Annotated in this window: 21 protein-coding genes and 2 pseudogenes; 16 read left to right on the top strand and 7 right to left on the bottom strand. The window is 73.7% G+C overall.

The features are described from left to right. The first annotated feature begins 32 nt into the window (after window positions 1-32). Window positions 33-932 carry a 3-keto-5-aminohexanoate cleavage protein gene (locus FF36_RS02475; RefSeq protein ID WP_044883244.1) on the top strand — a complete coding sequence of 300 codons (900 nt, stop codon included), beginning with the start codon at window positions 33-35 and terminating at the stop codon, window positions 930-932. Window positions 933-953: 21 nt separating this feature from the next. Here FF36_RS02475 and FF36_RS31350 read toward each other — a convergent pair whose 3' ends face one another. After that, window positions 954-1,658 (bottom strand): TetR/AcrR family transcriptional regulator, encoded by a 705-nt coding sequence (locus FF36_RS31350; RefSeq protein WP_052680909.1) that lies wholly within the window; start codon window positions 1,656-1,658, stop codon window positions 954-956. Between the two features lie 573 nt (window positions 1,659-2,231). Here FF36_RS31350 and FF36_RS40600 point away from each other — a divergent pair. The 6 genes and pseudogenes from FF36_RS40600 to FF36_RS02450 all read left to right on the top strand — a co-directional run bounded on the left by FF36_RS40600 (window position 2,232) and on the right by FF36_RS02450 (window position 4,966). Then, window positions 2,232-2,489, top strand: a complete 258-nt coding sequence (locus FF36_RS40600; protein WP_082121608.1) for a zinc ribbon domain-containing protein — start codon at window positions 2,232-2,234, stop codon at window positions 2,487-2,489. Between the two features lie 359 nt (window positions 2,490-2,848). Beyond that, entirely contained in the window at window positions 2,849-2,959 is a 111-nt protein-coding gene (gene mftA, locus FF36_RS02465; RefSeq protein ID WP_044883333.1) for a mycofactocin precursor MftA, read from the top strand. Between the two features lie 8 nt (window positions 2,960-2,967). Next, window positions 2,968-3,285 (top strand): mycofactocin biosynthesis chaperone MftB, encoded by a 318-nt coding sequence (gene mftB / locus FF36_RS02460; RefSeq protein ID WP_044883243.1) that lies wholly within the window; start codon window positions 2,968-2,970, stop codon window positions 3,283-3,285. Next, window positions 3,282-3,441, top strand: a pseudogene (locus FF36_RS36850) (mycofactocin radical SAM maturase); the annotation flags it as partial. The gene mftB and the pseudogene FF36_RS36850, both read left to right, overlap by 4 nt. Before the next feature lies 1 nt (window position 3,442). Next, a partial coding sequence (mftC, locus tag FF36_RS02455) for a mycofactocin radical SAM maturase (protein WP_242422243.1) occupies window positions 3,443-4,553 on the top strand: 1,111 nt, incomplete at its 5' end. 53 nt (window positions 4,554-4,606) lie between these two features. Next, window positions 4,607-4,966, top strand: coding sequence for a winged helix-turn-helix transcriptional regulator (locus FF36_RS02450; protein ID WP_044883241.1), 360 nt, complete (start codon window positions 4,607-4,609; stop codon window positions 4,964-4,966). Window positions 4,967-5,129: 163 nt separating this feature from the next. Here the strand turns inward: FF36_RS02450 and FF36_RS02445 are convergent, their stop codons facing one another. Beyond that, the gene (locus FF36_RS02445) at window positions 5,130-5,693 is read right to left on the bottom strand and encodes a YceI family protein (protein WP_082121607.1); all 564 of its coding nucleotides are present in this window, start codon (window positions 5,691-5,693) and stop codon (window positions 5,130-5,132) included. Window positions 5,694-5,842: 149 nt separating this feature from the next. On the opposite strand from FF36_RS02445, the gene FF36_RS02440 reads away from it, so the two are divergent. Then, window positions 5,843-6,556 (top strand): hypothetical protein, encoded by a 714-nt coding sequence (locus tag FF36_RS02440; RefSeq protein ID WP_052680908.1) that lies wholly within the window; start codon window positions 5,843-5,845, stop codon window positions 6,554-6,556. 608 nt (window positions 6,557-7,164) lie between these two features. Here FF36_RS02440 and FF36_RS36845 read toward each other — a convergent pair. Next, complete coding sequence (locus FF36_RS36845; protein ID WP_044883240.1) at window positions 7,165-7,350, bottom strand: hypothetical protein; 186 nt, start codon at window positions 7,348-7,350, stop codon at window positions 7,165-7,167. A gap of 191 nt (window positions 7,351-7,541) precedes the next feature. Between FF36_RS36845 and mftD the strand changes: the two genes are divergently transcribed. From mftD to FF36_RS02415, 4 genes are all read left to right on the top strand, one after another. Beyond that, complete coding sequence (gene mftD, locus FF36_RS02430; protein ID WP_044883239.1) at window positions 7,542-8,720, top strand: pre-mycofactocin synthase MftD; 1,179 nt, start codon at window positions 7,542-7,544, stop codon at window positions 8,718-8,720. A gap of 651 nt (window positions 8,721-9,371) precedes the next feature. After that, a complete protein-coding gene (locus FF36_RS02425; protein ID WP_052680916.1) occupies window positions 9,372-10,475 on the top strand; it encodes an ABC transporter substrate-binding protein in 1,104 nt (367 codons plus the stop codon). Window positions 10,476-10,810: 335 nt separating this feature from the next. Further along, window positions 10,811-12,226 carry a lipase gene (locus FF36_RS02420; RefSeq protein ID WP_242417916.1) on the top strand — a complete coding sequence of 472 codons (1,416 nt, stop codon included), beginning with the start codon at window positions 10,811-10,813 and terminating at the stop codon, window positions 12,224-12,226. Window positions 12,227-12,337: 111 nt separating this feature from the next. Further along, complete coding sequence (locus FF36_RS02415; RefSeq protein ID WP_044883328.1) at window positions 12,338-13,048, top strand: HAD family hydrolase; 711 nt, start codon at window positions 12,338-12,340, stop codon at window positions 13,046-13,048. Between the two features lie 608 nt (window positions 13,049-13,656). Here the strand turns inward: FF36_RS02415 and FF36_RS02405 are convergent. Further along, window positions 13,657-14,412, bottom strand: a complete 756-nt coding sequence (locus FF36_RS02405) for an alpha/beta fold hydrolase (RefSeq protein ID WP_044883237.1) — start codon at window positions 14,410-14,412, stop codon at window positions 13,657-13,659. Between the two features lie 271 nt (window positions 14,413-14,683). On the opposite strand from FF36_RS02405, the gene FF36_RS02400 reads away from it, so the two are divergent. Continuing rightward, entirely contained in the window at window positions 14,684-15,625 is a 942-nt protein-coding gene (locus FF36_RS02400) for a phosphatase PAP2 family protein (RefSeq protein WP_044883236.1), read from the top strand. A 102-nt stretch (window positions 15,626-15,727) separates the two neighbouring features. Here the strand turns inward: FF36_RS02400 and FF36_RS02395 are convergent, their stop codons facing one another. The 3 genes from FF36_RS02395 to FF36_RS02385 all read right to left on the bottom strand — a co-directional run bounded on the left by FF36_RS02395 (window position 15,728) and on the right by FF36_RS02385 (window position 21,179). Next, a complete protein-coding gene (locus FF36_RS02395; protein ID WP_199865309.1) occupies window positions 15,728-18,187 on the bottom strand; it encodes a CaiB/BaiF CoA transferase family protein in 2,460 nt (819 codons plus the stop codon). A 106-nt stretch (window positions 18,188-18,293) separates the two neighbouring features. Further along, window positions 18,294-19,151, bottom strand: coding sequence for a class II glutamine amidotransferase (locus FF36_RS02390; RefSeq protein ID WP_044883234.1), 858 nt, complete (start codon window positions 19,149-19,151; stop codon window positions 18,294-18,296). 81 nt (window positions 19,152-19,232) lie between these two features. Further along, complete coding sequence (locus FF36_RS02385; protein ID WP_242417918.1) at window positions 19,233-21,179, bottom strand: sensor domain-containing protein; 1,947 nt, start codon at window positions 21,177-21,179, stop codon at window positions 19,233-19,235. 331 nt (window positions 21,180-21,510) lie between these two features. Between FF36_RS02385 and FF36_RS02380 the strand changes: the two genes are divergently transcribed. From FF36_RS02380 to FF36_RS02375, 3 genes and pseudogenes are all read left to right on the top strand, one after another. Then, window positions 21,511-22,176 (top strand): hypothetical protein, encoded by a 666-nt coding sequence (locus tag FF36_RS02380; RefSeq protein WP_044883233.1) that lies wholly within the window; start codon window positions 21,511-21,513, stop codon window positions 22,174-22,176. 276 nt (window positions 22,177-22,452) lie between these two features. Next, window positions 22,453-22,764: pseudogene (locus FF36_RS36840) on the top strand (CoA transferase); the annotation flags it as partial. 1 nt (window position 22,765) lies between these two features. Further along, window positions 22,766-23,658 (top strand): CaiB/BaiF CoA transferase family protein (locus tag FF36_RS02375; RefSeq protein WP_242422242.1); only part of this gene is annotated, 893 nt, incomplete at its 5' end. Window positions 23,659-23,734 lie beyond the last annotated feature (76 nt).

Raw genomic sequence — 23,734 nt, 5'->3', positions numbered from 1 at the left:
CACCATCCTTCGCGAACCGAAGGAGTGCAGCCATGAGTCCTGTACCCCGTCCGGATCCGGTCGTCATCGAGGCGGCAATCTCCCCGCTGCGCGACGGGCGACAGCTTCAGACCACCGAGGAACTCATCGCCCAGGCTCGGGAGTCCCTGGCCGCCGGGGCCGGCATCATCCACCATCACCACAACTTCCGCCTGGCCCGCGACGAGGCCGTCGCCCAGGTCCTGCGCATTCAGCGCGAGGTGCTCGACACCTACCCGGACGCCTTCCTCTACAACGACTACCTGCGCGGCGAGAAGGTCATGGCGGAGAAGAACGCCCATCTCCAGCCGCTGGCCGACGCCGGCCTGCTCACCATGGCGGCGCTGGACCCGGGGCTGACGCAGTTCGCCGTGCTCGACGACGACGGCCTGCCGTCGCGCCACCGGCAGGCCGGGGCCGACTACGCGTCCGCGCACGAGGTCGTCGCGTTCGCCCGCCGCACCGGCGCCGCGCTGAGCATCGGCATCTACGACCCGAGCAACCTGCGCTGGACCCTCGCCTACGCGGCCAGGGGCATGTTCCCGGCCGGCTCCGTCATCAAGCTGTACTTCGGCGGCCGGTACCTGATCAACGGCGCGCCCACCGCCGGGTTCGGACTGCCCCCCACCCGGCAGTCCCTCGACATGTACCTGTCGATGATGGACGGATGCGCACTGCCGTGGGTCGTCAGCATCCAGGGCGGCGTGCTGCTCGACTCCGAGCTGGCCCGCTACGCCCTGGAACGCGGCGGTCATCTCCGGGTCGGCATCGAGGACATGGCCGCCCTCAACGCCATGACCAACCGCGAGACTGTCGAGGCCGCGACCGCGCTCGCCGCCGACGTCGGTCGTCCCGTGGCGACCGGCGCCGCGGCGAAGGCCGTCCTGCGGGGCGAGCGGGCCGTGGCGGCCTGACCGCCCGGCCGCCCAGTGCTCTCAGCGCGGTCGCGGGTCGGGGGCGGTGAACAGGGTGGGCCCCAGCATCGCCAGGGCGGCGGCGAACAACTCGGCGGGCGCCTCGCCGCCGCCCGCCTCGCCGCCGCCCGCCTCGCCGCCGCCCGCCTCGCCATCGCCCGCCTCGCCATCGCCCGCCTCGCCGTACTCCACCGTCGACAGCCGCGCGGCGGCCGAGACCACCGCACCGGCCAGCGCGGCCTGGTGGGAGCGCGGGTCGATGCCCAGCCGCGCCGCGATGGCACCCGCCCACAACCGCTCGCTGTCGGCCATGATCTGAAACCACTGGGCCCGGAAGCCCTCCGACTCCCGCAGAATCCGGTACAGCTTCCGAAGCTGTTCCACGTGGGTGGCCGCCCAGGAACCGGCCCAGACGCGCACCAGCGAGGTCGGTAGCGGTTCGTCGGGCGGCCGCCCGGCCAGCTCGGCGGCGATCCGCTCGGCTCCCGCTGCCAGGAAGGGCCGCACGACGTCCTCCTTGCGCGGGAAGTAACGGTAGAAGGAACGCTCCGAGACGCCCGCGTGCGAGGCGAGCTCGCGGATGGTGAAGGCGTTCGTGCCGCGCTCGATGAAGAGCTCGACGATGGCCCGGGAGGCGGCCAGCATCGCCTGTTCCTTCGCCTCGACCACCTCACGGGCCGTTCGGGCCGGCATCCGCGCATCGGCGCTGGTGTGTTGCCGGCTCATCCGCCCACCTCATCGTCGTCGTCGTAGTTCGGGGTCGTCGTAGTTCGGGGTCGTCCTCGCCCGATGCGCGGCGACGCTGCCTGGTAGGCAGCGACGGTAACAAGCCGCGCCGCAGGCCAGGACGGGCCGCGGCCCGCGGCGGCGGACTGTGCGACGTTCGAGCCGTTGACAGGCCTCCGGGGCCCGTGGCTGTCTCTGCCAGGCTTCGCGGTGAGAGGGCTTCCGCCTTCAGCCGGGAGGTGAATCGCCGTGTATTCGGGTGGAATTACAGCCGTGCCCCGGTCGGTTCATGTCGCCCGTCTGTACCCGGATTCGGGTCAGGCAGGGAAACTGGACGGGCAGGGAAACTGGACGGGCAGGGTCATGCGGCGCGGGGGTGGTGGAATCTACTGCACGCATGGCACACGACGTGCCGGGAGCATCGCCGTCCCATGCTCGCCATGGCCGAGGTCGATCGGCAGATGAGGGAAGCGCGGAGGAATCCACCGGAAGGCTTCGCGTGGCTTTCCGCGCTGCCCGTGCAGGCAGGCCAGCAGGTGTTGAAGCGGCATCAGACCGCGTGGAAACGCTGCTATGCGGGGTTGGCCCGTCCGCCGCGTTCAGGTCCCGGCGCCGTACACGTCGCAGCGCTGTCACGTCTGTGGGGTCGTCGACCGGGTGTCCCGCCCCGACCAGGAAACATTCCTGTGCACGTCGTGTGGCTGGTCGGGGAACGCGGATACCACCAACGCAAGTCCGAACATCAGGGCGGCTGGACTGTCGTCCATGGACGTGGAGATCTCCGGGTTGCCGGGGACGGTGAAGCGTCAACCACCCGGGAAGGTGGCATGACCGCCACCGGGAATCCCCCTCGTGTACGAGGGGGAGGAAGTCAAGAGCAGATTCTGCGCGACGTGGCGCACACCGTCGCCCCGGCCCTCGGCCGGCGCCCCGCGTCGCCCCCGCCGGCCTGACGGTCCCGTTGCCCTGACCGGCCCCCCACCTGCCCGACCGGCCCCAGCTACCCGACCCACCTGACCTACCCGACCTACCTGACCTACCTGACCTACCCGACCTACCTGACCTGCCTGACCTGCCCGTTCCGCTCCGACATCTTCCCTTTGGCACTCGGTGCCATTACAGTCGTCTCCGCGGCGGGACCATGCGACACCGGTTCCGGACCCGGTCAGCTCTCACGATGAGGAGTGCTCATGGAGGAGTCAGTGCAGGTCGACCAGGCCGTCGAGGCGCCCGCGGAGCCGGTCGTGGCGGACCTGCTCGTCGAGGAGGTCTCCATCGACGGCATGTGCGGCGTCTACTGAGCGCCGACGTGACGGATGAGCGCGGCGCGGCCGGCCTCTCGCCGGCCGCCGCCGCGTTCGACCTGGACCGGGCCTGGCGCCTGCATCCCCAGGTGTCCGTGCGGCCGGAGTCGTTCGGGGCGCTGCTCTACCACTTCGGCACCCGCAAGCTGTCGTTCCTCAAGGAGCCGGGGCTGCTCGCGCTGGTGGAGGCCCTGCCGGCGCATACCAGCGCGCGGGCCGCGGCGGCCGCCGTCGGGCTGCCCACCGCGGATCTCGGCCGCTACCAGCGGGCGCTGGCGACCCTCGCCGCGTCCTCCATGATCGTCGAGGGGAGCACCCCGTGACCACCGCCGCCCCGGCGCGTCTCGTCGACCACTTCGCCCGCGGACTTGCCGCCCCCATCTGTCTGACGTGGGAGCTCACCTACGCCTGCAACCTGGCCTGCCGGCACTGCCTGTCCAGCTCCGGACGGCGCGACCCCCGCGAGCTGACGACCGCCGNGTGCCGCGCGGTCATCGACGAGCTGGAGCGCATGCAGGTCTTCTACGTCAACATCGGCGGCGGTGAACCGACCGTGCGCGCCGACTTCTGGGAGCTGGTCGACTACGCCACCGCCCACCACGTCGGCGTGAAGTTCTCCACCAACGGTGTGCGGATCACTCCCGAGGTCGCCACCCGGCTCGCCGCCAGCGACTACGTCGACGTGCAGATCTCCCTCGACGGCGCGACCGCCGAGGTCAACGACGCGGTGCGCGGCCCCGGCTCGTACGACACCGCGGTGCGCGCGATGGCGAACCTGGCCGAGGCGGGTTTCCGCGGGTTCAAGCTGTCCGTCGTCGTCACCCGCCAGAACGTCGGCCAGCTCGACGCCTTCGCCGCGCTGGCGGACCGCTACGGCGCCCAGCTCCGGCTGACCCGGCTGCGTCCGTCCGGGCGCGGCGCCGACGTGTGGGACGAGCTGCACCCGACCGCCGCCCAGCAGCGCGAGCTCTACGACTGGCTCGTCGCCGCCGGCGAGAACGTGCTGACCGGCGACTCCTTCTTCCACCTGTCCGCCTACGGCCAGGCGCTGCCGGGGCTGAACCTGTGCGGTGCCGGCCGGGTGGTCTGCCTGATCGACCCGGTCGGCGACGTCTACGCCTGCCCGTTCGCCATCCACGACGAGTTCCTCGCCGGCAACGTGCGCGACACCGGCGGCTTCACCGGGGTGTGGCGGACCTCGGAGCTGTTCGCGGCGCTGCGCGAGCCGCAGTCCGCCGGGGCGTGCGCGTCCTGCGGGCACTTCGACGCCTGCCAGGGCGGTTGCATGGCGGCGAAGTTCTTCACCGGCCTGCCGCTCGACGGCCCCGACCCGGAGTGCGTGGTCGGCCACGGCGTCGACGCGCTGCTCGCCCGCGGCGACACCGCCCCGCCGAAGCCGTCGGTCGACCACTCCCGCTCGATCGCCACGGCATCAAAGCGCCGCGGCAGCGGTCCGGTGCCGGTGACGATCGGCCGCGCACCGAGCGTGCTGTCCCCGGCCCTGCCCCCGGTCAGCGCCTGCCAGGAGGACCCGCTCGCCGGCTTCGACCCGGCTACCGCGGTCGCGCCGGCTGCCGGGGTCGCGCGTTGACGGGGATCAACCGAACGGGTGGTCGTCGGGGCCGGGCTCGTTAGCATGACCGCATGGTCCCGATGCCGCCGGACGGGGTGAGCTGCCAGGCGCTCACCCCCGTCTTCGCCCTGCTGGGCAAGCGGTGGAGCGGATTGATTATCGGCACGCTGCTGGCCGGCCCGGCCCGCTTTTCCGAGATCGCGAAGCTGGTGCCCGGGGTGAGCGAGCGGATGCTGTCCGGGCGCCTGGCCGAGCTGTCCCAGGCCGGGCTGGTCGAGCGGGAGGTCCTCGGCGGGCCGCCGCTGGCCACCCGCTACCGGCTGACCTCCTGCGGCGAGGCGCTGCGCCCGGCGCTGCACGCCCTGGAGCTGTGGGCGCAGGAGCATCTCGTCCCCGCCGACCCGCGGGCGGCGGCCTCCGGCTGCGACTGAACGCCACGACGCCTGGTCGCGGAATGCCTGCGCGCGGCAGACGGTGTGACGGGGACGGTGTGACGGGGGACGGCGCGACACCGGCGCGCGAACGCCGGGGCGAGCCGGGACGTCCCGGCCTCCCCGGCGCCAGAGCGTGTATGCGGTGAGGTTGTGCGGAGGGTCAGGGGGCGATGAACTGCAGGTCGAGCTCGATCTTCACCTTGTCGGCCAGGGCGAGCTTGCCGGCGCCGAGCGGCATGTTGAAGTTGATGCCGTAGTCGCTGCGCTTGATCTCGCCGGTCGCCGAGAACCCGGAGCGGACGCGGCCGTCGGCCGGGTGGGTGTCGACGCCGTAGAACTCCACCGCGAACGTCACCGGCTTGGTCACGCCGTTGATGCTCAGGTCGCCGGTCAGCTCGTACTCCTCGCCGCTGCCGGAGATGGAGCTCGACACGAAGGTCATCGCCGGGTGCGCGGCCAGGTCGAAGAAGTCGGTGGAACGCAGGTGCGCGTCCCGGTCGGCCTGGTTGGTGTTGATCGAGGCCAGGTCGATCGAGGCCTCGACGGCGACCGACTGGAGCGTCTCGCCGACGGCGAGGGTCGCCGAGAACGTGTCGAAGCGGCCGCGGACGTTGGTGACGCCGAGGTGGCGGATCTGGAAGCTGATGGCGGAGTGCGCCGTGTCGAGCGTCCAGGTTCCGGGGACGAGCGGCAGCGGTGCGAGCTCGGACGAGGGGGCGGTCACGGGACCTCCAGGGGCGGTCAGGCCGGGACACCGTTGCGGCTGCAACGGTGGGCGTACGAAACGATAGTGGCTAACGAAATGCAAGTCACCGGGGGGCCGGGCCAGGACCGGCCTGGCGCCCGACGCCGACGCGCGAGAGGGTCGGCGGCATGAGCACCGAACCAGGGCCCCCGCCGTCGCCCGATCCCGGCGCCGGCGTCGACGGCCTCGCCCGGACCCGCCGCGCGCTGCACGCCGTCGCCGAGCACGTCCTCGCGGCGGCGCGCCACCGGGCGAGCGGCCACCTCGGTCTGGCCGTCACCCCCGGCGGGTTCGCCACGCCCCCGTTCGGCCCCGGCGGGCGCACCGTGGCCGTGGTCGGCACCGACCTGGTCGTGCGCGACGGGGACACCGAGACGGCGCGGGGTCCGCTGACGACGCTGCGCGAGGCGGCGCGCCTGGCCGGCATCGACCCGGGCGGCCCGGCGGCGGTCTACCGGCTGAGCACCCCCTGCCACCCCGACGAGCCGCTGGACATCGACCCCTCCGCCGCCCGCCGCCTCGCCGACTGGTACGCCCTGGGCGACGCGGCGCTGCGCCGCTGGTCGGCCGAGATCCCCGCCGACGCGCCGAGCCCGCCCACGCTGTGGCCGGAGCATTTCGACGTCGCGATCCGCGCCGGGAAGATCAACTACGGGGTGTCGCCGGGGGACGAGGCGGTCGCGGCGCCCTACGCCTACGTCGGCCCGCCGCTGCCGCCGCCGAACCTGCCCGCCGGCTTCTGGAACGCCTCGTTCGGCGCCGCCCGCACCTGGACCGAGGTCGGATCCGTCGACGCCGTCGTCGACCTGTTCCGCCAGGCCCGCCGCCACGCCTCCGCCTGACCGCCCTCGCGGCTCGCCGTCCACACGGTTCCGCGGAACACCTTGATCGTCGAGTCGCGTCGGGGCTCGGGCGCGTGGCGCGGTCTCGTGCTCGCCACACTGATACGGGGCCCTCCAGACGCCTCCAGGCGAGTGGTTCCGCATCGCTCTCGTGACGCCAGGTGTCCGTCCGCTGTCCCTGTCTTCAGATGCGAAGGATCTGGTGGCCCGTGGCACATCGAGCGCCGAGGTGACCCCGCCCCGTCGCCCGATCGGACCCCGGCGACGGACCACTCAGGTCTCGGTCGCTCAGGTCTCGGTCGCTCAGGTCTCGGTCGCTCAGGGCGCGGTCGCTCAGGGCGCGGAGGGTGATGACGGTTTGGGCCGGGCGAACGGGGATCAACCTCCAGCATCTGCTGACCGCCACGCGGCCGGACTGCCGCGGACCGATCTTCACATCTGTGCGTGATCGGTTGGACGCGGGAACGCTCGGCCCGAGTGCGACTCTCGATGATCATGGTGTTCCGCGGAACCGGGCGCCCTCGGCCGCCGGGTCCGCGGCGGTCAGCCGGCGGTGAGGCGGCGGGCACGCTCGGCCTCGTCCGGGCGGACCTCGCAGGGCCGGCTTGTCACGAGCCGCCACCGCGTGCGCGGTATCGCAGCGGCGGCGGGCTCGCCGGGCAGGTGGCCTGCGGGCAGGGCGGCGGATGCTCCCAGCGCCCGCACAGTGCCGCCGTGATCGCCGCGCCGGGCGCGCGCTCGTCGCCGCCGGGCGCCAGGACCAGGACGAACTCGTGGGCGAACGGCCGGCGCACACCTCGGATTATCCGCCCCGGCGACCGGTGCGTACCGTCACCGGCATCGCTATAGTGGCACTCGGTGCCAAATCGTGCCCGACCCTGCCGGCCGATGTTCTGTCACGTGCGGCCGGTGCCCGGCCGGGCGAGGCATCCGGGCCCGTCGATCGTCGGTCGGTGGCGGGCGGACACGACGAGGTGGGAGTGCGATGGCCAGCACAAGAACATGGTTCGAAACGGTCGCCGAGGCCCAGCGCAGGGCGCGTAAGCGGCTGCCGCGGGGGGTGTACCAGGCGCTCGTCGCCGGGACCGAGGCCGGCGTGACGATGAACGACAACGTCGACGCGTTCGGTGAGCTGAAGATCCGGCCCCGGGTCGCCGACCTGCCGGCGACCCGCGACCTGTCGACGACGGTGATGGGGCAGCAGATCAGCTTCCCGGTGCTCATCTCGCCGACCGGGGTGCAGGCGGTGCATCCCGACGGCGAGGTCGCCGTCGCCCGGGCCGCCGCCGGCGCGGGCACGGCGATGAGCCTGTCCTCGTTCGCCTCCAAGCCGGTGGAGGAGGTCGGCGCGGTCAACGACAAGCTGCTGTTCCAGACCTACTGGGTGGGGGCGCGCGAGGAGATCCTCGCCCGCGCCGAGCGGGCCCGGGCGGCGGGCGCCAAGGGCCTGATCGTGACGCTGGACTGGGTGTTCGACTCGCGGCGGGACTGGGGCAGCCCGTTCATCCCGGAGAAGCTGGACCTCAAGGCGATGGCGCGCTACGCCCCGCAGGTCGCCGTGCGCCCGGGGTACCTCGCCCGCTGGCTGCGCAGCCGGTCGCTGCCCGACCTCGGCGTGCCGAACCTCGGTCCGCGGGAGGCGACGCCGCCGACCTTCTTCGGCGCCTACGGCCAGTGGATCGGCACGCCCCCGCCGACCTGGTCGGACCTGGCCTGGCTGCGCGAGCAGTGGGGCGGCCCCTTCATGATCAAGGGGATCACCCGGCCGGACGACGCCCGCCACGCGGTGGACGTCGGCGCGAGCGCGATCTCGGTGTCCAACCACGGCGGCAACAACCTCGACTCCACCCCGGCGTCGATCCGCTGCCTGCCCGGCGTCGTCGACGCGGTGGGTGACCAGGTGGAGGTGCTGCTCGACGGTGGGATCCGCCGTGGCAGCGACGTCGTCAAGGCGCTCGCGCTCGGCGCCCGCGCGGTGCTGATCGGCCGGGCCGCCCTGTTCGGCATGGCCGCCGGCGGCGAGCGCGGGGTGACGAACGTGCTGGAGATCCTCCGGCAGGGCGTGAGCGAGACGCTGCTGGGGCTCGGCCATGCGTCGGTTCACGAACTGTCGCCCGAGGACATCCTCATCCCGGCCGGCTTCGCGATCGACCAGAAAGTCTGACCGTCCACGGTCGACCGGACGGGTAGAGAAACCCTCCGGATACAAACTGGAAACTGATTACCGGTGACGCGGTTCGGGGTGCAACTTCTTGTTGCACCCCGAACCGCGTTTCTCTTGCATATTGCTTTGGGGGCCCGGTACCGTGCACCATCGTGCCATGCCGTGTCGTCATCGCAATGTGACCCCTGGTGCTGGATGGCTTAGTACTGTCGTTTCACCGACCGGAAACCGCATTCGGTTCCGGCCGGTGGCGGCCCGACCGAGACGTGCCGGGCAGTCTGGACAGGTCAACGCGTTCGGTGGGCGTCTTCTCCGGTCCGGATCGGACGGCCCCCCGGCGGCGGAGCGCACTGCCGATGATGCCGCGCCAATGCCGCCCGACCGCAGCGACCATTCTGGCTGAATGATTCCGAACCGTTTTGCGGAGCCGTTTGTGGTGGCGGTGCGCCGCGTCAGCATGGGGGTCACCTTCGAATGCGCCGCTGTGCCGTGAAACTGATCCTGCCGGCGAAACTGAGCCTGCCGGCGAAGCTGAGCCTGCCGGCGAAGCTGGGAATGTCGACGATCCTGCTGGGTCTGGTCGTCGGGACCGGATGCTCCGGGGCAACCTCCTCGGCGGCGTCCTGCACCGGGGGCAGGGCGGCGCCGGGGGTGACGCCCGACGAGGTTCGAGTCGGCCTGCTCTACCCCGACTCGGGCCTGCTCGCCGGCGCGTTTCCGGCGCTGCGGGCCGGCGTCGACGCCCGCCTCGGCGAGGTCAACGCCGCCGGCGGGATACAGGGACGGAAAGTCGTCTACGAATGGCGCGACGACGCCGGCACCGTCGAGGGGAACAGCAACGGCGCCCGGGAGCTGATCGACCAGCGCGGCGTGTTCGGCCTGCTGGAGTTCACCGTCGCCGCCACCGGCAGCGCGAAGTACCTCGCTGATCGGGGGATCCCCACGGTGGGCCTCGCCGCCGAGGACGTCTGGACGCGATACGGGAACATGTTCTCGTTCTCCAACACCCTCGGCGCGCCGATCGACACCTACGGCCGCTTCGTCCACGACCGCGGCGGCACGTCCGCCTTCCTGCTGTACAGCGCGATGTCCGCGGGGGTCTCCGGCGCGACCCTGCGGGTCGGGCAGAGCCTGCAGGCCCTCGGCGTGCAGGTCGTCGGCAGCCACGCCTACACCCCCGACGCGGACAGCGTGACCGACGTCGCCCGCCAGATCGTCGACTCCGGCGCGGACACCATCGTCACCATGCTCACCCCCCCGGCCCTGCCGCCGGTGCTGCGCGCGATCCGCGAGGCCGGGGGGAGCCCGAAGGTGGTGCTGTCGATGACCGGCTACGACCACAGCCTGCTGCGCCACCACGGCCCCGACCTGGCCGGGGTGCTGGTCCCGGTGTTCTACCGGCCGTTCGAGGCCGGGGGCGCCCCGATCGCGCACTACCTCGACGTGATGGCGCGCTACTCGCCGCAGACCGACGACCCCGAGCAGGAGTTCGGCCTGATCGGCTACATCGACACCGACCTGCTCCTGCGCGGGTTGCAGGCCGCGGGACCCTGCCCCACCCGGCAGTCCTTCCTCGCCGGGATGCGCACCCTGACCCACTACGACGCCAGCGGCCTCATCCAACCGACCAACGTCGGCGCGACCCGAGGTCGCCAGCCGACCTGCTTCGCGCTGATGCAGGTCAACCCGTCGGGCAGCGCCTTCACCGTCGCGCAGGACAACCTGTGCGGCAAGGCGCTCGGCCCGACCCTCTGACGGCTCCGCGCGACGGCCCGGCCCCGGCCGTCGCGCGGGCCGCCTCGGTCCGGCGGGGGGCGCCGCCGCCCCCCGCCGGACAGTTCCGCCGTGCCGACCGCGCACGCCGACCGCATTGCGGTGCGGTGCGTACGTTTCACCGGCCCAGACCGTGCGCAACGCACCGCAGAACCGACCTCGCCGGCGGCCGGCCGCCGGGCAGTGGCACGGCGACGGCCAACCGGACCCCGACGAGACGTGAGGACATCCCCAGGAAACGGACGGGGGCAGTCCCCCGACGGGTTCGGCCGCTGGCCGGATGGGGGCGGGGCGCCGGGCTCTCTAGCGTGATCGACATGACCGTACGTCCTCATGACAGACGTTTCCGCGACGAAACGACCATCCCGCCAGGCCGCTTCCCGAGGCGGCGGGCGGCCGCCGCGCTCGCCGTCCTCGCGCTGACGGCCGCCGGCGCCCTCGGCAGCGCCGCAGCTCCCGCCACCGCAGCTCCCGCCACCGCAGCTCCCGCCACCGTGCCTGCCGGGTCCATCGCGTCTGCCGCTGTCGTCGCCTCTACCGTCGTCGCGACATCGCCGCTCTCGACCGCGGGACATGTGGACCGCGGCGGGGTGATCTCGTCCGAGCGGTTGCGGGTCCTGTCCGCGGCGCAGGTGCGGGCGGTGCTGACCGCGAGCGGCTTCGACGCGGACCCGGCGGTCGTGCGCGCGGGCGTGGTCACCTACCGGCTGGTCTACCGCACGATCGACCCGCGCGGGCGGGCGACCACCGCCAGCGGCCTGCTGGCCCTGCCCGCCACCGGCGACCGCCGGCTGCGCGTCGTCTCCTACACCCACGGCACCGAGATCGCCCGCGCCGACGCCCCGTCGACGGCGACGGACCTGGCCGCCGACGGTTGGGGGCAGGCCCCGGCGCTCACCTACGCGGCGGCCGGCTTCGCCGCGGCCGCCCCCGACTACCTCGGCCTCGGCGTCGGGCCGGGCCCGCACCCGTGGATGGACGTGCCGTCCGAGGTGTCGGCGTCGCTCGACCTGCTGCGCGCCACCCGGACGTTCGTCGCCACCCAGGGGCGCACGGTCGACCCGCGGGTCCTGGTGACGGGGTTCTCGCAGGGCGCCTCGGCGGCGACCGGCCTCGGCGCGGCGCTGCAGGCCGGCGCCGACCCGTCGCTGCGCCTCGGCGCGCTCGCGCCGGTCAGCGGCGCCTACGACTTTCGCTCGGTGGAGCTGCCGGCGTTGCTGGACGGTCGGGTCGAATGGCCCTACGGCGTCGGCTACACCGCCTACCTGCTCGTCGCGTTCAACCGGCTGCACCACCTCTACGACACGCCCGCCGAAGTCTTCCGCGACCCGTCGGTCGAGGCGCTGTTCGATGGCGAGCACTCCGGCCAGCAGTTCGTCGCCGGCCTGCCGGCGAGCATCGACGCCCTGCTCACCCCGCGCGGCGCCGAGCTGGTCCACCATCCGCGGGGCCGGCTCGCGGCGGCGCTGGCGGTGGCCGACGCGACCTGCTCCACGCCACCGGGCCCCCGGTCGCTGCCCCGGTCGCTGCCCGCGCCGGTGCGGCTCTACGTCGGCGGCGCGGACACCCAGGTGCCCCGGGCGAACAGCGAGCACTGCCGCGCGGCGCTGCGCGGGCACGGCGTCGACGCCCCGATCGTCGACCTCGGCGCGGGCGTCGACCACCTTGGCTCCAACCGCGCCGGCACGGCGGCCGTCGTCCGCTGGTTGCTGACCCCCGGCGGCCCGCGCTGAGACCGCACCCCCGGCGGGCCGTGCGCCGGCCGCGCCCGCCGGGACCTCCGCCGGCCACGCCGGGGGCGTGATCGAGGCCTGCGGGGGTCGCGGATGTGCCAGGCTCGACCGATGACGTCTGCCGTAGCGGGGCTACGTGAGGGGAGGGCGCCGGCGGCGGTGCTGTTCGACATGGACGGCCTGCTCGTCGACACCGAGCGGCTGTGGACGCGGGCGCAGGAGGACCTCGCCGCCCACCTCGGCGGCGTGTTCACCCCCGAGATCAAGGCGGCGCTCATGGGCCGCGGCCCGGACACGGCGCTGCACCTCATGCTGTCGCTGCTCGGGGTGGACGGATCGCGCTTCGCCGAGGCGGCGCGGTTCGTCATGGGCCGCATCGTCGAGCTGTTCGCCGCGCCGGGGGCGATCGTGGCGCGGCCCGGCGCCGTCGAGCTGCTCGGCGCGCTCGCGGTGCACCGGGTGCCACTGGCGCTGGTGTCGTCGTCGGCCCGGGTGCTCATGGACCACGTGCTCGGCGCGGTCGGCGCCGCCCGCTTCCAGGTGTCGGTCGCCGGAGACGAGGTGGTGCGCGGCAAGCCGGATCCCGAGCCGTACCTGCGGGCCAGCCGCCTGCTCGCCGTGCCGCCAGCGCGCTGCGTCGTGCTGGAGGACAGCGCCTCGGGCGCGACGGCGGGCCTGGCCGCCGGTTGCGTGACCGTGCTCGTCCCCTCGACGCCGCAGCCCCCCGACGTCCCCGCCGACGCTGTCGTGCCGAGCCTCGCCCATGTCACCCCCGCGTGGCTCGCCGCCCTGGTCGACCGTCGGGCTCCCCGGGAAGGCTGACGTCGGCCTCTCGCCGGTAGTGATAGGAGATCGCGTCATAGCTGCGATGCACGAGGTCCGTGGGATCGTCGTCGATCATGCCGAGGAAGCTAACGTCCCACCGGCGCCGGGGCGACCCGTTTTCTGCGCTGTCGATGTCGACGGCGCAGTCCGGCCCGATGGCCGGCCTGGCCGGCCGCGTACCTCGGGACCCGGTTCCGCGGAATCTGAATGACCGTGTCACGTGCTCGTGGCGGTGGCGGCGATCGCGGAGCGTGGCGGCGACGGGTCGGTGTTCGGGGTGGATGCGTGGGAGAGAGACCACCAGCCGCGTAGGCGCGGGGACCGCGACACGGTTCCGCGGAACACCTTGATCAACGAGGCGGATATCGGGCAACAGCCGAGTCCGGAGCGGCAGGGGTCTTCGCGGAATCACCATGATCCCTGAGCTGAAGGCCAAACGCTGGCAGCGTGACGCGGTTCCGCGGCACCTGGATCGACGGAGTAGGTCCGGAGCCGTGGCCGGCCCCGCTGCTCGGCGGTGGGAGGCGCCGTGGGGCGGCGCCTTCTGCCCTGACCGCGTTGTCAGCCGGAGGCGACGAGATAGCGCTCCCCGGGCGCGAGGCTGGTCAGGCGGTGGGGTGGGGGAGGGCGTGGCCGGCGCGGTCGAGCAGGAGGCGGGCCAGTTCGGCGGGGTGGCTGATCATGGCGTTGTGGCCGGTGTCGAGGTCGACGATCTCGTCGACGCCGCCCAACGCCTCGATGGAGCGGCGCTGGGTGGCAGGCGTCTGGGCGCGGTCGCGCAGGGTCAGCAGCCAGGTGCGGGGGACGGAGCGGTCGAGGTCGGTGCGGTCGGTGGGCTCGATCGTCACCCCAGTGGACTCGCCGTAGAGCCGGGACAGGTTGAACGCCCGCTGCTCGCGGGTCATGCCGTTGCAGAACGAGTAGCGCGCCAGCAGCCGCGGCATCGGCGCGGCGGGACGGCCGGTCGCGGCCTTGCGGCGGGCGACCCAGCCCAGGATGCCGGGTACCGTGTCGACGATCGAGCGGCCCTGTGGCGGCACGGCCGCGCCCAGCAGGATCATCCGGCGCACGCGCGTGGGACCCAGCCGCGCGACGACGCCGGGCACGGTCAGGCCGGCCATCGAATGGCCGACGATGATGAACTCGCCGATGCCGGCGGCGTCGATCTGCGCGATCGTGCTCGTCACCCAGTCGTCGACGGTGACCGTGGCCAGGTCGGCGGGCGCCGAGCGCCGGCCGGGCAGGTCGACGGCGAGGACCGGCGTACCCGGCGCCTGTAAGCCGATCTCGGCGACGGTGGGTTCCCAGCAGTCCCCGGCGTGCTGACCGCCGTGCACGAGCACGATGCCGACGTCCGCCATCCCAGACCTCCCGTATCAGTCCATCCCGGTCAACGTGAGACGACCCTAGATGATCTGACGTTTGCGTCACAAGGGGTGGCGGGCGCCCGCCGTCGGCGCCGGTGGGTTTTACGGGTGCCGGCGGGCCGGTGACGGCATCCGGCGCGAACGGGTCGTAACGTGACGGCCGGGGCGTCCGCATCGCCGACCGGCCTGGCCGCGGCGCACGGCGCACACCATCTGCGGCGTACGCCGCACACCACGATGTCGGGGATGGAGACGGGAGCGCGCGATGCCGCTGTGGCAGCAGGCCGCGGTCGGGGCCGGGGCGCTGCTGGCGCTGGCCGTGGTGGCCCGGGTGGTGCACCGGTGGTGGCCGCGGCGCGGCATCGAGCTGATCGCCGCCGCGTCCCGGGAGGCCGGCATCATCCTCGGCCTGTTCACGCTCTGGCAGATCGCCCGCATCCTCGGGGTGACCAGGGTCGCCGGCGGGATCGAACACGCCGAATGGATCTGGCGGGCCGAGCAGTGGCTGCACCTGCCGAGCGAGGTCACGCTCGAACGGTTCATGCTGCGCCACGAGACCCTGCTGCGGGCGGCGAACGACTTCTACTCCTGGGTGCACTTCCCGGCGATGAACCTGTTCCTGGTGTGGCTGTTCGCCCGCCACCGCCGCGCCTACCCGCCGGTGCGCACGACGATCGTGCTGTTCACCGGCTCGTCGCTGCTGTTCCACATGTTCCTGCCGGTGGCGCCGCCGCGGATGCTGACCTCCGTCGGCTTCGTCGACGAGGCGGTGCTGCTCGGCCAGTCGGTGTACGGCGAGTTCGGCAGCGGCGTCGCCGCGCAGCTCTCGGCGCTGCCCTCGGTGCACGTGGGCTGGGCGTTCCTCATCGCCTACGAGGTCATCCGGATCAGCCCGAGCCGGTGGCGGTGGCTGATCGTCCTGCATCCGATCGTGACGACCCTCGTCGTCGTCGTCACCGCGAACCACTTCTGGGCCGACGGCATCGTCGCGGTCGTGCTGCTGGTGCTCGCCGAGGTGGTCGGTCGGGCCCTGACCCGCGCGCTGCGTCGGCTGCGCGGGCGGATCCGCGCCCGCCGCGGCGCCGAGGCCGGGCAGGGACGCCCGGAGGCGGTCCCCGCCCTCGTCACGGTCCCGCCACCCGCCGCCGGCCCGGGGCGCCGCGACGTGCCGGCCGCCGGCTCCGACCCGACGCCCCTGCCCCGCTAGCGCGGCCGGCCCGTCCGGTGGCGCGACCGTCCGGCGGCGCGACCGTCCGGTGGGTGCGACCGTCCGGTGGGTGCGGCCGTCCGGTGGGTGCGGCCGTGCCGGTCAGCCGCCGACGATGCCGCGCTCGCGCAGGTCGGCGATGGCGGCCGCGCCGTAGCCGAGTTCGGTGAGGAGGGCGTCGGTGTGCGCACCGGCGTACGTGAAGCCCTTCGGGCTCGTGGTGGAGCGGGAGAAGCGGGTGGCGGGACCGGGGCGCAGGTGCTCGTCGAACACGTCGCTGTGCACCGTCACGCAGTACTCGTCCGCCGCGGCTGGCTCCACCTGGATGATCGTCTGCTGGGAGCGTCCGGCGACCTCGACGCAGCCGACACCGGCGGCGGTGAGGTCGCGTTCCCAGTCGGCGGCCGGCCGGGTGCCGAACGTCTTGGCCAGCACGTCGGCGAGGGCGGCGTCGTGCTCGGCCCGGCCCGGCGCGGTCGCGAACCTCGGGTCGGCGTCGAGGTCGGTGTGGGCGGCGAGCGCCGCGGCCAGGCACGGCCACTCCTTGTCCGCGGGGGCGGCGAGGAACACCCAGCCGTGCGCGGCCGGGTAGATCCGGTAGAGGGCGGACAGCCCCCAGGCATCGTCGTCGACCTCCCGCGGCGCCGGCCTGCCGGGGTAGTCCACGACCTGGTCGAGGATGGCGTGCGTCGCGGTCGCGAGCATCGTCGTCGTCAGCGTGCCCGTGGCTCGGCCCCGGCTGCGGGCGACGAGGCCCAGCAGGATCGCCGAGGCGGCGCCGAGGGCGGCGATGCCGTCGGCCTGCACCGGCACGGCGGCCGTGGCGGCGAAGCAGCGCACCGCGCCGATCTTCTTCTGCGCCACCGTGGTCACCGCGCTCTGCACGCCGGGGGCGTCGGTCAGCGCCAGCCCGCTGGCCGCGCCGATCGCCGGGGCATAGGCCGGGCGGCGGCCGTAGGGGCCGTCGGTGCCGTAGCCGGGGGCGTTGACGTAGACGAGGTCGGGGTTGAGGGCGCGCAGCGTCGCGGCGTCGACGCCGGCGCGTTCGGCGGCGCCCGCCCGGAACGCCTGCAGCACCACGTCGGCCCGCCTCGCGAGGTCGTGGACGATCGCGCGGCCCTCGTCGGTGGCCAGGTCGACGCACAGGCTCTCCTTGCCCTGCATGACCTTGGCGCCGCCGGACTCGGGGAAGCCGGCGACCTGGCGGATGGTGTCGCCGTCCAGTGTCTCGATCTTGATGACGCGGGCGCCGAGGTCGGCGAGCAGGGTCGCGGCGAACGGCCCGGCGAACATCAGCCCGAAGTCCAGCACGATGATCCCGGCGAGCGGGTGCCCGGCCGCGCCGCCCGCCGGCGGCGCGGTCGGGGCGGCGGGCGCGGTCGGGGCGGCCGACTGGCCGAGGCGGGGTGCGGGCGCGAGCTCGCGCAGCGGGCGGCCGTCGGCCTGGACGAGGGTGGAGGGCTGCACGACCGGGCCGAGCTCGGGGTCGGTGACGGTGACGCGGCGGCCCTCGTGGACGAGCTGCGGGTGGGCCAGCGCGTCGGCGCCGCGGCGGAACGGTTCGGCGGAGATGTCGCCGTTGGCGGCGAACACCTCCTCCCATTCGGCGAGGGTCCGCTGCCCGACCCGTTCGATCATCAGCTCCCACAGCTCGGTGCGCAGTTCCTGCGTCGGCAGGGCGGGGATGCCGGCCCACTTCGGGTCGGTGAACACGTCCCCCAGGCCTAACTCCCGCATCAGCGCGACGAACAGCCGCGGCTCGACCTGCGCGAACTGCAGCCAGGTGCCGTCCTTCGTCGGCGCGGTCAGCAGCGGGTACACCAGCGGCCCCTGGACCTCCCCGGCGGCGTTGAACGCGTTGACGACGGTGAACGCCTCGGGCCAGCGGATGCCGACGATCTCGGTGTAGAAGTTCCAGGTGTCCAGGGCGCCGACACCGCGGGCGAGGTCGGCGGCGACCTGCTGGCCCAGCCCGCTGGCGTCGCGTTCGAGCAGCGCGGCGAGGATGCCGTGCACGGCGGTGTGCGCCGCGCCCCAGGAGGCGAACGGCACCGACACGTACGCCGGCCCGCGCCGCGCCGTGATCGCCTCCTTGACGTGGAAGACGCCGAGCTTCGCCAGCACCAGGCCCTCGTAGCCGGGCAGGTCGCGCCACGGCCCGGCCGGCCCGAAGCCGGTGATCGACGCGCTGACCAGCCGCGGGTGGGCCGCCGCGAGGTCGGCGGCGGTCAGCCGCAGCGCCGCGAGCGTCTCCGGCCGGTACGTGGTGACCAGGACGTCGGCGTCGGCGAGCAGGGCGTCGAGCTCGTCGCGGCCGCCGTCGGCGCGCAGGTCCACCACGACGCTGCGTCGGCCGCGGCCGAGGACCGGCCAGTCGACCCGCCGGCGCAGCGCGCTGCCGCCGGGCGGCTCGACCAGCACGACGTCGGCCCCGGCGTCGGCGAGGAACAGCGTCGCCAGCGCCCCGGGCAGGCTGCCCGACAGGTCGACGACGCGCAGCCCCGCCAGGGGTCCCTGGTCGGCCGGCCCGGCCTGTCCGCCGTCGGAGGTGGTCTGTGTCACGCCGTTCTCCCTCGTCCACGATGAACCCGGCATCCGTGACGGGCATCATAGTGCACTAGGTCATCGAAGAGCACTATCTCATCGGGCGTGCGGGCCGGGCGGCGGGTCAGTGGGGCTGCTGCGAGGTCGCCGCCTCGGGGCGAAGGTCGGCGAGGGTGAGCGGGTGCGCCGGGGGATCGGGCAGGATGGTGACGGAGTGCACCTGCCCGCCGGCGTCGACGTGGACGAGCTCACCCGAGCGCAGCGAGCGCCAGCCGGGATGATCGTCCATGGGCTCGCTGGCGACGACGACGGCGGGCGCGTTGGCCAGCTCCGCCGCGTGGACCCGCGTCGCCCCTGTGGCGTCGCTGTGGTCCAGCGGCTGGCCGCCGCCGGGTCGCCGCAGCAGGTACAGGCGGTTGGTGTCCGGGTAGCGCAGCGCCCACAGGTCCCCGGGCGCGATCAGGATCAGATTGATGCTGTAGACCGGCAGGGTGGCGGCCACCCAACGCACCGCGGCGGTGATCCCGCCGGCGACGTCACCGCCGGCGATCTGGATCTCCCGGGTGATCAGGGCGAAGAGCCGTTCGGAGTCGGTGTCACCGGCGACCTGCGCCATGGCGGCACCGAGATGCTCCTGCAGCACGTCGAGGCCCTCGATCACCCCGTTGTGCGCGAACAGCCGGCCGTCCTGGCGGAACGGGTGGGTGTTGCGCGGCGCGAGCCCGCCGGTGGAGGCGTGCCGGACGTGGGCGACGAACGTCGTCGACTGTGCCTGGCGCGCCCGCGCGGCGAACTGGCGGTCCTCCCAGGCGGCGATCGGCTGGCGGAACAGCTCCGCCCGGCCGTCGGCGTCGAAGTAGCCCAGACCCGTGCCGTCCGGGTTGCGGTGGCTCTGCTCGTCGAGGCTGTCCGGGGCGTCGAGCAGCCAGAACGTGGCCCGGGTCCGTCGCGGGGCCCCGGTCAGCCCGAACAGTCGGCACATCGGCGCACGTCCTTCCTGACCCGTCCCGGCGTCGTCCGTCCCGGCGTGGTCCGTCCTCGCGTGGTCCGTCCTGGCGTCGTCCTACCCTGGGGGCGGCCCGGGAGGTGCGAGGGACGGGGGCGCCGGACCCGCGCTCAGGCGCATCCAGTCCTGGTGGACGACGCAGCGCCCGGCGCCGGCGCGCTTGGCGGCGTACATCGCGATGTCCGAGGCGTTGAGCAGGCGGTCGGGGTCGGTGAGGCCGGGCCCGGAGACCGCCACGCCGGCGCTGGCGGTGATGGTGATGGTGCTGGTGCTGGTGCTGCCGTCGATCGCCACCGGCTCGGCGAGGGAGGCCAGGACCCGCGCGGCGACCCGCTCCACGGTGTCGGCCGACTCGATCCGCGTGCAGAGCACGGCGAACTCGTCGCCGGCGAGGCGGGCGACGACGTCGCACGGTCGCACCGCGGCACGCAGCCGGCGGGCGACCGTGCGCAGGAGCGCGTCGCCGGCCAGATGCCCGTAGGTGTCGTTGACCGCCTTGAAGCTGTCCAGGTCGACGAACACGATGCCGGTGCGCCCCGCGCCCGCCCGGCCCTCGCCGTCCCCCGCCCGGTGGTCCTCCGCCAGGCTGCTGCGCAGCCGCTCCAGCAGCGATGCCCGGTTGGGCAGGCCGGTGAGCAGATCGTGCTGCGAGCGGTAGCGGATCTCCCGCTCGGCGGCGAAGCGGGCCGCGGCCGCACCGAGCACGCCGGCCACCGCCGCCACGAAGCTGCGTTCGGAGTCGTTGAAGGCCCCGACCCCCGCCGGCAGGACGGTCCCGGGGGAGGTGTACGGGGGCCCGGCGGCGCCCGGGGGCCGCTGGACGGCGAGGACCGCCGAAGGTTCGCCGCGCAGACCTATCGGCTCGGCGAGGACGAACCAGCCGTCCTGGCGCGGGTCCACCTCGCCGCCGGCGGTCGCCGACCGTGACCCCGCGGGTCCGCGCAGGGCCTGCTGGGCGATCGCGGCGGCCACGGTCCGCGACACCGACGGACCGTCGGTGGCCACCAGGCCCAGCGCGCCGGTATCCCCGTCGACCTCGTGCAGGGTCGCCGTCGCCCCCAGATGTTCGGCGAGCACCGCCGTCGCCCGGCGCCACAGCACGGCCGGCTCGAGGGTGACCAGGGCCTCGCGGGCGAGGTCGGCGAGGTGGGCCTGCGCGGCGCGGGCGCTTTCCCGCTCGGTGATGTCGATCGTGATGGCCGCGACCAGGCTGACCTGGCCCATGGGGTCGCGGATCGGCATCACGTGCAGATCGAGGTAGCGGCCGAACGCGCCGACGATCCGCGCGCCGGGCTCACCGGCGAGACCCCGGCGCAGCAGGGCCATCGGCTGCGGATGATCGGCGAACACGTCGAACACCGACGCCGACTCGGCGGCGGCGAGGCCCGCGGCCTCCTCGGCCGTGTGCGCGCCCAACCCGAACACCGAGCGACCCGACTGGTCGATCAGCAGCATCGACACCGGGCTGTGGTCCAGCACGAGCCGCAGATACCGGTTCGCCTGCTCCTGCTCGGTGACGTCCTGCACCCGGCTGACGACCTGCGGCCCGTCGTCCCCGGGCACCGCCGTGGCGACGATCAGCACCGGCACCAGCGAGCCGCCCGGGCGGACCAGGCGCACCGCCAGCGGCGGCTCCGGCGCCTCGCCCGCGGCCCGGCCGCGCACCGCAGAGTGGGCCGGGTCCGGTGGGAGGTGGGCGAGCTGCCGGTGGTGGTAGTCCCGCAGCCGGGCGGCGTCGCCGGGCAGCAGGTGGTCCCCCAGCCGGGAGCCGATCAGCGCGGCCCGGTCGCGGCCGAGGATCCGGCTCGCGGTGTCGTTGACGTCGCTGATCACGCCGTCGGACGCCGTGGTGGCCAACAGGCCGATGTCGAGACGTTCCAACAGACAGTCGGTCACGTCCAGGGCGGGTCCGGCGGTCCTCCCTCCGTCGAGCGACGCGGATCGCGGCACCCGTTGGGCGTACCCGGTACCGGTGGCCGGAATCGTCGTGAACGGACCGGTCACACCCCTGTCGTCACCCGGCCGGCGCTGAGGCGCGGCGCTGCCCGCCGTCGACGCGCCGACGCCCTGGTCGACCTCGCGTCGGGCGAGCGGGGGGCCGGCCGCCAGTCCGTTCCGCCGGCCGACCTACCACCGTGGGTGCGGTCGCCGTCCGTGCCTGACAATTGTCATAACCGGCTGATTTCTACCTACAGGATCCGCATACTGTGACGGTGCGAAAGCGTTGTCGCGTACCGGGTGCGCGCGGCCGGCCCCGGCGGGGGGACGCCCGCGGGAGGTGGACCGCTGGCGACGGCGCCGCGGTCGGTGCCCGGGCGGGGCGCAAGACGGCCCGGTGAGCGGACCGGCGCCCGCCGGGCGAGCGGATCAGGCTCGATCGGCCGGGCCCGAGCTGGTCTGGTATGCAAGCTACGGCTCGAACATGCGCAGGGCCCGGCTGACGTACTACCTCGCCGGCGGTCGCCCGCCGGGCAGCGACCACCGCCATCCCGGCTGCCGTGATCCCCGCCCGCCGCGGTTGGCGGTTCCGGTCATGCTGCCCGGCACCCTGTACTTCGCGCTGGAGTCGCGGATCTGGACGGGCGGCATCGCCTTCTACGACCCGGCGGCCCCCGGGGAGGTCGCCGGCCGGGCCTACCTGCTCACCGCCGGCCAGTTCGCCGACGTCGCCGCCCAGGAGATGCACCGCGCCCCCGACGTCGACCTCGACCTGGCCGCCGTGCTGCGCACCGGCCGGGCCCGGGTGGGTCCAGGCCGCTACGAGACGCTGGTGCTCGTCGGCCACCGCGCCGGCGTCCCCGTTCTGACGTTCACCGCGCCGTGGTCGCTGGCCGACGTGCGTCCCACCGTGCCGTCGGCCGGCTACCTGGCCATGCTCGCCGCCGGCCTGCGCGAGGCGCACGGCTGGCCGCCCGGCCGGATCGCCGGGTATCTCGCCACCCGGCCCGGTGCCGTCGGGGCGTGGCAGCCGGCGGACATCGAACGCCTCGTCGCCGAGTAGGGCGCCGTGCCCGGGCGGCATGGTGCGGTTCCGCGGAACACCAGGCGTCGGACTCGGGGCTGGTGCTGGTACAAGATAATCAACACTGTTGACGGTGCAGTACGCCAAGATCTTGATCTTGAAGTCGAACACCTCGCGACACCACCACCAGCAGCACTCGTGGCCGGGTGTTTGCGCGCCGTCAGAAGAGTGATCTGGCTGACATGGATTACTGTTCATACTAGGTTCACGGCCTGGGGGTTCAGGCAGCGGGTGTGCAGCGAGGAGGAGCGGACGATGAGCAGACCGTTCGAGGGCGTGAGCGTCGTCGAGATCGCCGGTTGGACGTTCGTGCCCGCCGCGGGCGCGATCCTCGCCGACCTCGGCGCCGACGTCGTCAAGGTCGAGCCGCCCACCGGCGACCCGCAGCGCCTGCTGCGCAACCTGCTCAACCAGGACGACAGCGGTCCCAACCCGTTCCTGGAGATCCCCAACCACGGCAAGCGCAGCGTCACCCTCGACCTGACCACCTCGGCCGGCCGTGAGCTGCTGCTGCGCCTCGTCGCCGACGCCGACGTGTTCCTCACCAGCTACCTGCCGGCGTTACGCNCCCGCCTCGGCATCGACGTCGACGACCTGCGGGCGGTGAACCCCCGCCTGGTCTACGTGCGCGGCAGTGGCTGGGGTAGCCGCGGCCCGATGGTCAACACCGGCGGGTACGACTCGGCGGCGGCCTGGTCGAGCTCGGGGACCCTGCACAAGCTCACCGGCGCCGCCGACGACGAGCCGGTCGCCCAGCCGGCGGCCTTCTACGACCTGCAGGGCAGCAACACCATCGCCGGCGCCGTCGCGATGGCCCTCTACCGCCGGGAGCGGACGGGCGAGACCGCCGTCGTCGACGTCTCGCTGCTCAACACCGGCATGTGGGCGCTGGGTGCGGACATCGCCGCCGCGCCGTTCACCGGCGAGGTGCCGCGGGCCGACCGCCGCGCCCCGGGAAACCCGATCGTCAACTACTACCGGACCAAGGACGGCCGCTGGATCAACCTGGTCTGCCTGCAGGCCGACCGGTTCTGGGACGAACTGTGCCTGGTCCTCGACCGTCCCGAGCTCGTCGCCGACCCGCGGTTCCTCGACGCCGCCGCCCGCTTCACCCACAACCGTGCCTGCGTCGAGGTGCTCGACGGCATCTTCGCCGAGCGCACCCTCGACGAGTGGCGCGAAACCCTGGCCGGGTTCTCCGGGGTGTGGGCGCCCGCACTGACCCCCGCCGAGGTCCACGATCATGTCCAGGTCCGGGAGAACGGGTACCTCTCCGAGCTGACCGCCGAGAACGGCACGCCGTTCCGGGTGGTCGTCCCGCCCTACCAGTTCGACGGCGAACCCGCCCGCGCCCGCACCCGCGCTCCCGAACTCGGCGCCGACACCGCCGAGGTGCTGCGCGGCCTCGGCCTCGACGCCGCCACCGTCGACGACTACCGCGCCCAGGGCGCCTTCGGCTGAGCCTCGCGACCCGGCCGAGTGGCCGTCCTCGGGTGGGTGGCCGTCCTCGGGTGGGTGGCCGTGCTCGGGTGGGTGG

The organism is Frankia torreyi, assembly GCF_000948395.1.
GTDB classification, from domain to species: domain Bacteria; phylum Actinomycetota; class Actinomycetes; order Frankiales; family Frankiaceae; genus Frankia; species Frankia torreyi.
The sequence above is the reverse complement of the archived record's forward strand: the minus strand, read 5'-3'. Positions and strand labels throughout refer to the sequence as shown.